Origin of the sequence: Desulfitobacterium sp. THU1, from assembly GCF_038181555.1 — a bacterium.
In the GTDB taxonomy this organism is placed as follows: Bacteria; Bacillota; Desulfitobacteriia; order Desulfitobacteriales; family Desulfitobacteriaceae; genus Desulfitobacterium.
Map to the genome: position 1 here is coordinate 66833 of NZ_JBBWUA010000005.1, position 12732 is coordinate 79564.

Genomic DNA, 12732 nt, shown 5'->3' on the forward strand with positions numbered 1-12732 from the left:
AGCAGGATAAAAAAAATAACACCAACCATTATTAATGATTGGTGTAAGAAGCATAAATTTTTCTTTTTTCCATTGTCTACTTGACAGAGAGCGGTTCAAATTGCCCAACTAGGGTCCCTGTAGTTGTTTTGGAGTAGTCCTCGATTCCTCATCATAGAGGCTTTATAACCCAAACAACCTGTTCCCGTTCTCAAAAGCCAACTGAGCAACTTCATCTATTTCCATGCCCCGAATCTCCCCCAACCTGGCAACTACTTCCCGAACGCGGGCAGGCTCGTTCCGCTTACCCCGATAAGGCTCCGGCGTCAAATAAGGGGAATCCGTCTCCACCAAGAAACGGTCGAGAGGGACATGCTTGGCCACCTCCACCGTATTCCGATTGTTTTTAAAGGTAAGAGGACCGGCAAAGGAAATATAAAAACCTAGCTTCAGAAGAATTTTCGCCATTTCCCAAGATCCTGAATAGCAGTGGAATACCCCACCCATTCTGGGATTGTGAGTCTTCACGATGTTTAAGAGATCCTGATGGGCATCCCGATTATGAATAATGATGGGAAGCCCCGCTTGATCTGCCAATTCAATCTGGCGAATAAACACCTCTTGCTGAATCTTGCGGGGGGATAAATCACGATAATAATCCAGCCCAATCTCTCCCCAGGCGATCACCTTATCTTCTTGTGCCAGTTCGCTCAGACGTTCCCAGGTCGCGCCTGTGGCTCCTTGAGCATCATGAGGATGAACCCCAATAGCTGCATAGATGGATTCATAGTGGTGGGCAAGGCGTACCGACCGTTCGGAAGAAGGCAAATCAAAACCTACATTGGTGACCCGAGTAATTTGTGCCAGCTTCATATTTTCAAGAACCTGCTGGAAGTCTCCTTCGTAGCGAGGATCATCCAGATGGGCATGAGTGTCCCAAATCATTTAACTCGCGCTCCCGCCGGAATATCCTTGTCTAAAGTGAGCACTTCCAAGACACCTTCATGGGAAGCCGCCAGAATCATCCCTTCAGACATAATTCCCCGTAGCTTAGCCGGTTTTAAGTTGGCCACAATCACCACATGCTTACCTATTAAATCTTCCGGCGCATAATGCTGGGCAATGCCCGAAACAATGGTCCGTGGTTTTCCCGCCACTTCGATTTCGAGCTTTAAGAGCTTATCGGTTTTTTCTACTTTCTCGGCATGAAGAACTTTAGCCACCCGTAAATCCAATTTCGCAAAATCATCGATGGAGATTTCCTCTTTCAAGGGCTCGAATTCACTCACGTTTTCTGAGGCAACTTCCTCTGCCGAAACGGTCTTCACTGCTTCCACGGTATTTTTATCACCATTTGTTTCACTCACTACTGTTTTCTCCTCTTCCACGATAAATTGTGATAGGTCGATTCTTGGAAATAAGGCATCTCCCCTTGCCACTTGAATCCCTTCTCCTAAGACATCCCAACGTTTGGCCTCTTCCCAAAGGAGCAGCTCCTCGGAGATTCCTAACTGCCCGAACATCTTCGGCGTCAACTTGGGCATAAAGGGGGTACAGAGAATACCAAGGATACGAATGGCCTCAGCAAAGGTGTGGAGAACCGTATCTAGGCGCGCTTGCTGATCCTCTTGCTTTGCCAAAGTCCAAGGCGCTGTCTCATCCACATATTTATTCATACGAGCGACTAAGCGCCAGAGGTTATCTAAAGCACCCGCTGGATCATGAGCCTCTAAGCGCTCTTCCAGCTTAGCGATAACATCTTGACTCAAGGTGACCAGTTCCTCTTCCAAGGTCGTTAAGGGCCCGATCTTGGGAACGACACCCCCACGATACTTCACAATCATCGCCAAACTGCGTGAAACAAAATTCCCTAAGTCATTAGCTAAATCACTATTTAACCGTTCCACTAAATTATCTTCAGAATAGGCACCATCAGCCCCGGCCTGCATATCTCGCAAGAGGAAATAGCGTATGGCATCTGAACCATAGCGCCGAATCAGTTCAAAGGAGTCTTGAACATTACCCCGGGACTTGGAGATTTTACCCCCTTCTTTGCTCAGATACCAGCCATGGCCATAGACCATCTTAGGTAAAGGAATATCTAAGGCCATCAAAATTATCGGCCAAATCACTGCATGGAAACGGACGATATCCTTCCCCATTAAATGCACTTCAGCTGGCCAATAGCGTTTATACAAATCCCCATCTGGATAACCCAAAGCGGAGATGTAGTTAATGAGTGCATCTAACCAAACATACACCACATGCTTAGGATTAAAAGGAACTTGAATCCCCCATTGGAAGGTGGTTCGGGATACACAAAGATCCTCTAAGCCCCCCTCGATGAATTTAACCATCTCATTGCGGCGAGATGAGGGCTGGATGAAATCCGGGTTGTGCTTTATGTATTGCAAGAGAGCATCTTGATATTTAGAAAGCTTAAAGAAATAACTCTCTTCCTTCAGTAACTCGACCTCACGCCCGCAATCGGGGTTAGGGCATTTTCCATCAACTAGCTTGTTTTCTGTCCAGAAGGTCTCACAAGGGGTGCAGTACCAGCCTTCATACTCTGATTTATAGATATCGCCTTGCTCATAGAGCTTCGTAAAAATTTTCTGCACCACGAGATGGTGACGCTCCTCCGTCGTCCGGATAAAGTCATCATAGGAAATATCTAGCTCATCCCATAAGGCCTTAAACCGCTCCACAATCCCATCCACATACACTCGCGGTTCTAAGCCCTTGCTTTCCGCCGTCCGGACAATCTTCTGAGCATTCTCATCGGTACCCGTTAGAAAATATACATCATCCCCTTTGAGGCGATGATAACGAGCAAAGGTATCGGCGGCTACAGTAGTATAGGCAGTCCCAATGTGAGGGCTGGCATTGGGGTAAAAAATCGGGGTCGTAATATAATATTTCAAGTCGGACCATCCTCTCTTCTAGGCGTTTCACCTATTTTATCACTTTTTATCATATAAACAAAACTTGGCAGCTGACAGAGGAAGCTGCCTTAGTTGCGTTATACTATCTTCCGATATATTTAATTAAAGATAGTGAAAACAAAACTTAGCAGGTGACGAAGGAAGCTGCTAAGAAAAGACTGTGATTATTTTTCTTAGCATGATAATATTCCCTGAAAAAAATTCCATTTTTCTTCAAAAACCCGTTGACTTTATATGGTATGATTGGTATCATAAGGTTGTTGCATTGTGTCGAAAGATGTAAGATAGAGGAGGACTTATGATGAAATCAACGGGAATTGTAAGAAAAGTAGACGAGTTAGGTCGTGTTGTATTGCCTATCGAGCTGCGCAGAACCCTCGGAATCGACGAAAAAGACGCTCTAGAGATCTATGTCGATCAAGAGAAAATCATTCTCAAAAAATATGAGCCTGCATGTGTATTTTGTAATAATGCTGCAGATATTCAAGTATTCCGTGGCAAAAATGTTTGTCGCGAATGTGCAGCCGCTATGGGTGAAGCTGCCTCTGGTCAATCTGAAGCTGTTTAATACAACATTAGCACTTAATGTAGAAGCCATTACTACACAAAAAGCTTAACTTACGTATAGAAGGCATCAAGCCTTCTATTTCTTTATCCTTTTTTAGCTATGTATTCAACCCATTAATTTTTTTATCTATCTATTCACCTATAAATTTATCTATTATTTAGCTATAGACTTAGTTATTTTTATGTTCAAGTACCGCTTGATAGATTTCGCGCTTGCTTACCCCATACTTTTGCGCAATCTCCTTCATAGCCTCCTTGGGCTTCAGGCCCTGCTCAGTAAGCGCTTCCACTTCCTGACTCCATTCCTCTGCCCCGCCAACCGGCAAGATGGGAATATAGGGTGCAATCAATAAGCAGATTTCACCTCGAGGAGCATTGACTTGAAATTCCTCAATGAGCGCACTTAAAGTCCCCTTATGCACATTTTGATGGAGCTTGGTGATCTCTCTCACCACTGCAGCTTCCCGCTCCCCAAAGACCGTGAGGACATCCCCCAAAGTTGCTAACAAGCGGTGTGGAGCTTCATAAAAAATCTGCGTAAAGGGCAACTGCGCATAATTTTGCAGCTCTTTCTTACGAGCACTGGTTTGAGAGGGTAAAAAACCATGAAATAGAAAATGGTCGTTAGGCATACCTGAAAGCAACAAAGCAGTAAGACCCGCATTAGCCCCCGGTAATACATCCAAGGAAAGTCCCTTTGCCAAACAAAGCTGAATGATCTCTTGACCCGGATCCGATATCCCTGGCATACCGGCATCAGAAATCAAAGCAATGGATGCTCCTTGCTCTAAGCGCTTGATCAGTTCTAAGGCCTTACCCTTTTCATTATGTTCATGATAACTAGTCAGAGGAGTCGTAATGCCAAAGTGATCCAATAATTTTCGAGAATGACGGGTATCCTCAGCCGCAATGAGGTCCACACTCTTCAGCACCTCTAAAGCTCTCAAGGTGATATCCCCCAAATTCCCAATGGGAGTTGCACAAACATAAAGGGTTCCCCCTTGAACCGTTGCCAAATGTACCGCTCCAATCTCACTAATCTTTGCGTAGGAAGCCCATGCAGAAGAGACAATCTCCCTCTTCCAAAGGCTGCCCGAAATGCAAATGGCAGACATGGAACCCTTCCCGATAAAGCCGCTCCAAGTTGTCATGGGCAACGCCCTGTATCCTCTCGGCATTAGCGATCACCCGCTCCGTCTCCTGCTCCGGCAGGGCACAAAGCTCCCGCTTCAACCTGGCATTTTCTTCTTCCAGGCTTGTCACATAAGGGCGCAAACGCTGCACTTCTTCAATCAAGGAGTTGAGTTTCTCCTCTACTTCTGTAAAGGCCTGGGTCAATTGACTCATACTTTCTCACTCTTTCCTTTGTACTTTTCCCCTTTCTTAAAGCGTCCTTCTTGACGACCTTTGCCCCCAACCGGCACCGCAGGTCCCCGATCTGGTTTATTGTCCCCCTCTAACTTAACAACTGCGTCATCGTCGAGGACAATAACCTCTTCATCACCCTTTTGGCAATGCTTTCCACAGCGCTCCCTGCCCTGAGCCGCCTTTTTTAATTCATCGTAATCTCCACTCTCATATTTTAGGCAACACATGAGTCGTCCACAAATTCCTGAAATCTTCGTTGGATTCAGGGAAAGCTTTTGATCCTTTGCCATGCGAATAGATACCGGCTCAAAATCCCCTAAAAAGCTAGAGCAACATAAAACTCTACCGCAGGAACCGATACCCCCCAGCATTTTAGCCTCATCCCGAACCCCGATCTGGCGAAGCTCAATACGCGTCCGAAAGACTGAGGCTAAATCCTTAACAAGCTCCCGGAAATCCACGCGCCCTTCCGCGGTAAACGAAAAGATAATCTTATTCCCGTCAAAGGTATACTCCACATCGACAAGCTTCATAGGCAATTGATGCTCTGTAATCTTCTTTAAGCAAACCTCAAAGGCTTCCTTTTCCTTGTTGCTGTTGGCCTCAACGATCAGTTCATCTTCAGGTGTAGCTTTGCGAATCACCGGCTTTAAGGGCATGACTACTTCTTCTTCAGACACCTGACGGGGTGCCATGACGCACTCCCCATACTCGACTCCCCGAGCCGTTTCTACAATCACTTTGTCATTGGCACTCAGGGCCAAATCCCCAGTCGAGAAAAAATATATTTTACCTGCTCGCTTAAAGCGAACCCCCACGACTTCAACCACTTAGATTCCCTCCTCACGGAATAATTCTAGGGCCAATCCCTCAATAACTAGGCGAGGATTACCCTGCATACGGATCTGCTCTATCGCCTTCCCCAAGGCTAGAATAGCCCGGGGATTGACTTCCTTTTGACGACCTAACCCCATGGCTAAGATCTGAAGATAAATTTCAGCTTCTTTCTTTTCAATCGCTTTATTACCGGCAAAAAGGGGGAAAAGCTGAAGGAAATCTCGTTCCTCCACGGCCTGCTGAAATCCGCGGACCCATTCCCTTGCTTTTTCTACGCCCACTGCCAAAATCTCATGGGCTAATTCGGGATTTTGACTGCCCATGTGAAAGGCTTCTTTGGCCTCTAGGTCATCGATGGATTCATCAAGAGATTCTAACCATTCCCTCTCCCCAAGGACTGGGAAATAAACAGCCTGAGCTCTACTTTGGATGGTTGGCAAAAGGGCTTCGGCATTTTGGGTGCTGAGAATAATCAGCGTCATTTCCGGGGGCTCCTCGATAACCTTTAACAAGGCATTAGCCGCCGGAATCGTCAACTTATCGGCCTCTTCCAGAATAAAAACTTTATATTTACCCTCATAATGTTTGCGGTACACTCGTTCCTGCCAAGCTAAAATCTGTTCTATACCAAGGGAAAGCTTGGCGGGCTTGATAACCTCTACATCGGGATGATTTGCAGAAATTATCTTCCGACAGGAAGGGCAATTCTGACAAGGCACCTCCCCTTCCTGATTGGAAGTACAATTCAACCTTTGGGCGATAGCTAAGCCAGCCTTACGCCTCTCAGGAGCACTCCCACCATGAAAAAGGAGCAGGTGAGCCAGCCGCCCTTCCTGAGCTGCTTTTTCAATTAGATGAAGTGCAACATTCACATTAAACCTCCTCAATGACCCAGACCCCTTGGCCACTGTCCTCCCAGCCCTGCCAGCGCCCTTTATGCAGGGCGAGGAGTTCTTGAATCTCAGGTGTCATCACTTCTCCCATAACGATCAAGGGAATCCCCGGGGGATAGGGAGAAATACTCTCTCCTAATATCTTGCCCACGCTCTCACGTAGAGGGATTTGACGCTTCTTAGCAAAGTAAGCCTGGCGAGGAGTGATTCTTCTCGTTGGCAAGGGCATTTCCCCAGCTGATATCGCCGGGTCCTCCGCTTGTCCCTGCTTTGCAATGCGCCCTTCCCCGGGTGTGAGCCTTTTTCTCAATCCTTTTAAGCTCAACAAACCTTCAGTAAGGATTTCAATCTCTTCTGGCGTATTGCCAATCCCTAATAAAAATAAAATATTTTCTTCATCCCACAGCTCTGGGTCGATTCCATAATTGTTTCGTAAATGCTCCACACAAGCTGGTGCTGAAATTCCTAGTTCTCGAGTATTAACAAGAATCTTCGACCAATCGAGGTTCGTAATCCCGTAAGTCCCAATATCCCGTGGGTTTAAAAGCCTTAAGCTCTCCCCGACGCAATGATGCAATTCCTGAACCGCTTCATAAAGCCGCTCCCAGCGCGTGCCATCTAAAGCATATTCCACCGCCCTCTCTAAGGACGCCATCAGCAAGTAGCTTGGACTGGAGGATTGCAATAGCTCAAGGGTTCTTTTGACTTCCGATGCATTTACCCGCGATCCCTTTACATGAAGCATAGCTCCTTGGGTTAAAGCGCTCAAGGTTTTATGTGTACTATGCAATACCATATCTGCCCCAAGCTCTAAGGCCCCCTTCGGGAATAGAGGATTCAGATAGTGAGCACCATGGGCCTGATCCACTAGAATCTTTGTCTGGGGGGTTTTTTGATTTCTCTCGGCAACGATCTTTGCCAGATCCGGCAATGTACCATAATAGCCGGGGTAGGTTAGATGAATCCCCAGAACCTTGTCCTTGGTTACATCCACCGGCTTCAGTCCCAAAGGTAGCCTGAATTCCGGATGCACTATACCGGGGATATATTCAGGCTCTAATCCGGATAAAACTAGCCCGGACATCACCGAACGATGGGATTGCCTCTCCACCAATACCTTAGCTGGTCCGGTATCCAACTCTTGTGTCTCCATATTGGCTAAGGCCATAAGCATGCCCTGATTTCCCACCGTGGCCCCATTGACGAGGAAAAAACTGGAATCACTTTGGTAGACTGCTGCCGCTCGCTTTTGGGCTTGCTCAATCACCCCTTGAGGGGAGTGCAGCATATCCAAACCCGGGAGCTCTGTAAGATCCTGCTCAGGAAAATGCAAATCCGTAAAGAATTCTTTCTTTCCTTTATGTCCGGGTGTATGAAACGAAATCAGCCCCTGCTTCTGATACTGAAGCATTTTACTGCCTAGATGTAACACATATTCTTCCTCCATGAGGATTTACGGTTTAGGTAATACTCATCATTATATCATAATTTTTCCATAGAATCACTACTGGTGGATGTTGCCCTCTCCTTTTGATTCGCTTTTTTGGGGGCTTACCGGTGAATTTCTAGCCAGTCCCGCGTGGTCAACATCAACTTCAATTTCAAATGCAACCGGGAAATCCTCTAATCCCTGAGGCCAGTTATCTTTAATTTCCGTCCAATACTTAGGGTTCTTTATTTCGATTTTTCTACCGATTCCGATAAAATCCAGCTGAAGCTTTTTACTTTTAGCCACTGCAGCTTCACATTCTTCTTGGATGGCTTGTGCCAAAATCGGCTCGACCTCTTGCAAAAAGTTCCGCCACTCTTCAGTACTCATTTCTCCTTGCTGACCTAAGATTTCATCAAGGGCCATACTCGCCTTGATGTAAAACTTTATACCCAGTTGCTCATCAATCATCTCAACCTTATACTTTGTTTTCGAGTTGTGCACCGATGCGACAATTTTGAGTCTGTCCCTTTCCCCTTCTAATCGGCGGGTTTTTATCTCATCATCTAACCAGAGATATCCTTTCGTCTCCTGATCACCTAAGAAATCTACCAACCTCCCATCTTCAAAGACTCCAGCACAACTCATGATTACTTCATTCCCTTTTTCATCGGATAAATATATCCCTTTATCCCCTGAACGGATAACCTCTGCACTCGGAATAACCGGATTTTGGCTTTCTCTCCCTAAAATCGTAAGATAATGCCCCAATCGCGTTACGGGAAACGTGCTCTGTCTTTTATTCCCCTCTATAATTCCTAACAAGCCTAATGCCGGAATGTTATGAGTAGTTGTCTTAGTTTCCAAGAGGTCTTTTGCGCTACCTTTTGCAACCACAAGATACATTGTTCTCCGATATTGATAATAGCGCTGGTAGAAGTCTAAGACCTCATTAATTCCCGTTCGAGCAAGGTCTTCTCCAATCACTATGACACGGACAGTCCCTGCAAAAAATTGTTTATCGAACATCTCATTCACTTTCTCAATAGTTGATGCTATGATGGGGCCTTCGACACTTAGTGTCCAATCTTCAAGCTCTGTACTCCCACCTCCACCGCTTGGCTTAGGCTTAGCGACTTGAATCGTTACAAGATAGCTTCCCTCTTGCTTTCCTTTGTCAATTCCTACACCCATCATAAAGGCTAGCTCTTCCACTTCACGCTTCCCACAACCTTCAAGTATTAACAGGGAAATCACAAGCACACACACAATGAGAAGACGCTTTCTTAGAGGCTTTTTTGGCGATGCTTCCATAAATCCACCCCCCATACCAATAAAATCCATAGAACGGCAAAAGGTAAAATTATATATCGGTCAATATAGGCCATTTCAACAACTACATTGACTCCCTTTCCACCTAATAGAGGAATAAGCACAAAAATAATACCAACAATTATAGCTGACTTTTTGCCTTTGAATCCAAAGACACTCTGTAGACCCCATATCCCTGCAAAAAAGAAAGCTGCAGCCTTTAAGGTTAAGGCTCCCGTCCAAAAGAGGGTAAAGACTGCCTCAATCCCAGCAATGGTACGTGAGATTTCTACCATATTACCGAGGACTAAAAGACCATAAGTGAGGCGTGCTGTTTCAAAAGGACCAAAGGTCATGATCTGGACTAAAACAACAATTGTACTTAAAACTATAATAAGTGCTAACGCTTTAAAAAAATTTACTTTAATTATTTTTAAGTCTTTTGGCTTGGCGGGTAAAAAGGGTAAAAGACCTGCCAAAAACAAAACATACTCAAATGGCCAAGGTGAAATATTTAGTGCAGCTGAGAGCACAGGGGTTATTCCGTTTTGCAAGATAGGAAAAAGCTCTCCGCGTTCGAATCGAGGAATGATAAATATCGCGATAAAAAGCAAAGCCATGCAAACCAGGGGAAAGATGACCTCAGCAAATCGGGCTAAGACTTCAATACCCGATAAATAAAGATAAAAGGTAATCAAAGATACTCCTAAAATAAGGACATAATGAGGGATCAAAGGAAGAACGGTGCGATTGTACATATCTACCCCTTGACTGGCAAAAAGGCCACCAAAATAGATCATAATCAAACTGAAAGATAAACCTAAAGCCTTGCCCAACCATTTCCCCAGGACCTTCTCAGATATCTTGACTAAGTCCTGATTTGGATATTTTGGCACTAAGGAGAAAATCATCCATGTAAAAGGGACACACATGAGAAAAGCAGGCATTACTGCCATCCAGCCATCTCTTCCTGCAGCTTGAGTTACGATTGAGCCAGATACCATAAAGGTCGTACCTAATAAGACTCCAGCCGTGAGCATCGTAAATTGGTGGGTAGATAATCGTTGCATCATTGCCTCCCCCCTGAATGCGGATGTTTGGTATCGATCAGATCAGGATCTTCTTTTAATGCCCACCAAGGTGCCCTTACAAGAGTATCTTGGAGAAAAGCGCGAATTCTCAAAGGGGCAATAGGACTCAGAAAGGGCGTTCCAAAAGAACGAAGTCCTAATAAGTGGATAAGGATAAGATACAGTCCAATCCCCAGACCAAAGAATCCCATTGTCCCAGCTAAAATCATCAGGGGAAGGCGAATAAGACGAATACCGATAGCTAGACTATAATACGGTATGGTGTAACCGGAAACAGCTGTAAGGCCAATCACAATGACCATAATAGGACTTACTAAGCTGGCTTTAACCGCGGCGTCACCAATAATCAGAGCCCCAACAATCCCGATCGTCTGCCCAATGGGCTTAGGAAGCCGCAGCCCTCCCTCCTGCAAAACCTCCAAGGCAATTAACATAAGCATAGCCTCACCTAAGGCTGAGAAGGGAGTCGCTTCTCTTGACCCGGCAATACTTAAGGCTAGAGTAACGGGAAGCAGCTCTTGGTGGAAGGTCGTTACAGCAATATAAAGGCTGGGGGCTAAAACAGCTATAGCTGCTCCCCAATAGCGTATAGAGCGCACAAGGATGACGATCATCGCCCGCTCATAATAATCATCATTCACCTGCATGAACATAGGCAGTGTGACTGGAACAATCAGGACAGAAGGTGTCCCATCCACAATAATGGCAACTCGCCCCTCGAGAAGACTAGAGGCCACAATATCTGGTCGTTCGGTATGAAGAATCTGGGGAAAAGGCGAATAGGGATGATCTTCTAAAAATTCCTCTAAAATATCACCCGCAATAACACCATCAATTTTTACTCGATTGAGCCGCCTCTTGACTTCAGCGACGACATCAGGGCTAACACGGTTCTCCACATAAGCTATCACTACATCCGTATTAGATAGAGCTCCAATTTTCATTGAGATAAGGCGCAAGGAGGGATGTTTTATTATTCTTCTTATTAAAGAAGTATTGGTTCGAAGTGTCTCATTAAAAGCCTCTTGGGGTCCACGAATGGAAGCTTCTCTCTGGGGGGTATTTACGCCGCGAGTTTGCCAACCCCGGGCACTAATCACGAGGGCTTCCTGACTCTGCTCCACAAAAAGTACAGCATCCCCAGCAAGCATGGCATCAATCGCTTCCCCCATCCGGGTAATCTTTTTTACTTCATTAGCAGGGGTGAAACGATCCATTAGGCTATTAATGATATTTTTTAAAGTCATCTCTTTAAATGCCGGGTCAACTGTCGCGTCAACCATAACGATTCGTAACACATAGGCATCCAGTAAATTCTTATCCACTAATCCATCCACCACGCCAAGGATACAGGTGATTTCTTCTTTACCACGGATCAAAAATTTACGAAAGACAATATCACTGCTTTGTGATAATTCCTCTTCAATTCGTGCATAAGATATGGGGTTTTCCCATTCCTTATCAATAGGAGTTTTGGGGTAGTTACGTATTTCTTTCGTATAAGGACGCTTGGTAAGATCCTTCATCATGCTGAAAAAGCTTTTTCTCAAGATTTACCCCCCTCTCCTTATTACTCTATTGTCCGCGCTAAACGATCACCTTATTCATCAATCCATTTATTCATATACTTCAGGTGAAATTTGCCAAAAACGACTTACACTGTACAAAAAGAGATAGGTCCGTAAAACATGGACCTATCTCCCTATTTCATCAATTAATCTCTATGACTAAATTCCCTCTATTTTATCCTCCATTAGATTCCCTCTTAGCATATCAAAAAACGCAGTATGGAGATGCTCATCAATAAAATTAGACTTCAATAGTATACAAGTTTCACCATCCGGGTCCTCTCCGCTTGACACTAAATCTTCAACGAGTTTTTTATAATCGCTCATGGCCTTTCTTTCAATTTCAGCATTGAGTTGCAGTGCTCTTTCCAGTCCGGTTAAAGACATTAAGCTTCCTAAGGACATGCCGATAATCGGTGAAATCACTTCTCCCAATGCAGTAGGCGTTCCTCCCATGGCTAGAATTCTTTTCTCAATATTCTCCACATGACCCTGCTCAATTTCTGCCACGCGCTCAAATACTTTCCCTGCATAGTGATCCTTAAACTGGTTACTTTGCACCTTATAGAGCTCAACTTGATTAATCTCTAGGCTATAAAACCAATTTAATCGACGAAGTAAATCCTCCCGATCCATACTATCTTCCTTCCTTAAGTACTTAGATGATTAAAAATTTTTCTTCTCTAAATCGAGTGACGCCCTTAAGTTAATATTTTTGAATATAAGCTTTCTATGCTAGTTTGA

Annotated in this window: 12 protein-coding genes; 1 reads left to right on the forward strand and 11 read right to left on the reverse strand. The window is 44.9% G+C overall.

The window, feature by feature from the left end; genetic code table 11:
* Nucleotides 1-162 precede the first annotated feature (162 nt).
* Together AAC978_RS06665 and metG are read right to left on the reverse strand one after the other, a co-directional pair.
* The gene (locus AAC978_RS06665; protein WP_341547264.1) at nt 163-924 is read right to left on the reverse strand and encodes a TatD family hydrolase; all 762 of its coding nucleotides are present in this window, start codon (nt 922-924) and stop codon (nt 163-165) included.
* Nucleotides 921-2903, reverse strand: coding sequence for a methionine--tRNA ligase (metG, locus tag AAC978_RS06670; protein ID WP_341547265.1), 1983 nt, complete (start codon nt 2901-2903; stop codon nt 921-923). The genes AAC978_RS06665 and metG overlap by 4 nt, the downstream gene beginning before the upstream one ends.
* Before the next feature lie 322 nt (nt 2904-3225).
* Here metG and AAC978_RS06675 point away from each other — a divergent pair, with 322 nt between their 5' ends.
* Nucleotides 3226-3492 carry an AbrB/MazE/SpoVT family DNA-binding domain-containing protein gene (locus AAC978_RS06675; RefSeq protein WP_015260614.1) on the forward strand — a complete coding sequence of 89 codons (267 nt, stop codon included), beginning with the start codon at nt 3226-3228 and terminating at the stop codon, nt 3490-3492.
* A 169-nt stretch (nt 3493-3661) separates the two neighbouring features.
* Here the strand turns inward: AAC978_RS06675 and rsmI are convergent, their stop codons facing one another.
* The 9 genes from rsmI to AAC978_RS06720 all read right to left on the reverse strand — a co-directional run bounded on the left by rsmI (nt 3662) and on the right by AAC978_RS06720 (nt 12624).
* Nucleotides 3662-4507: a 16S rRNA (cytidine(1402)-2'-O)-methyltransferase gene (gene rsmI / locus AAC978_RS06680; protein ID WP_341547266.1), complete on the reverse strand. Its 846-nt coding sequence runs from the start codon at nt 4505-4507 to the stop codon at nt 3662-3664.
* Nucleotides 4508-4526: 19 nt separating this feature from the next.
* Nucleotides 4527-4838 (reverse strand): initiation-control protein YabA, encoded by a 312-nt coding sequence (locus AAC978_RS06685; RefSeq protein ID WP_341547267.1) that lies wholly within the window; start codon nt 4836-4838, stop codon nt 4527-4529.
* Nucleotides 4835-5689 (reverse strand): PSP1 domain-containing protein, encoded by an 855-nt coding sequence (locus tag AAC978_RS06690; protein WP_341547268.1) that lies wholly within the window; start codon nt 5687-5689, stop codon nt 4835-4837. The genes AAC978_RS06685 and AAC978_RS06690 overlap by 4 nt, the downstream gene beginning before the upstream one ends.
* Nucleotides 5690-6568, reverse strand: a complete 879-nt coding sequence (locus AAC978_RS06695) for a DNA polymerase III subunit (RefSeq protein ID WP_341547269.1) — start codon at nt 6566-6568, stop codon at nt 5690-5692.
* A 1-nt stretch (nt 6569) separates the two neighbouring features.
* On the reverse strand, nt 6570-8021 hold the full coding sequence (locus AAC978_RS06700; RefSeq protein WP_341547270.1) for an aminotransferase class I/II-fold pyridoxal phosphate-dependent enzyme: 1452 nt from the start codon (nt 8019-8021) through the stop codon (nt 6570-6572).
* A gap of 72 nt (nt 8022-8093) precedes the next feature.
* Nucleotides 8094-9332, reverse strand: a complete 1239-nt coding sequence (locus AAC978_RS06705) for a Ger(x)C family spore germination protein (protein WP_341547271.1) — start codon at nt 9330-9332, stop codon at nt 8094-8096.
* Nucleotides 9305-10399 (reverse strand): GerAB/ArcD/ProY family transporter, encoded by a 1095-nt coding sequence (locus AAC978_RS06710; RefSeq protein ID WP_445900287.1) that lies wholly within the window; start codon nt 10397-10399, stop codon nt 9305-9307. The genes AAC978_RS06705 and AAC978_RS06710 overlap by 28 nt, the downstream gene beginning before the upstream one ends.
* Nucleotides 10399-11949: a spore germination protein gene (locus AAC978_RS06715; RefSeq protein WP_341547347.1), complete on the reverse strand. Its 1551-nt coding sequence runs from the start codon at nt 11947-11949 to the stop codon at nt 10399-10401. Before AAC978_RS06715 ends, AAC978_RS06710 begins: the two co-directional genes overlap by 1 nt.
* Before the next feature lie 198 nt (nt 11950-12147).
* Nucleotides 12148-12624: a ferritin-like domain-containing protein gene (locus tag AAC978_RS06720; RefSeq protein ID WP_341547273.1), complete on the reverse strand. Its 477-nt coding sequence runs from the start codon at nt 12622-12624 to the stop codon at nt 12148-12150.
* Nucleotides 12625-12732: the final 108 nt, after the last annotated feature.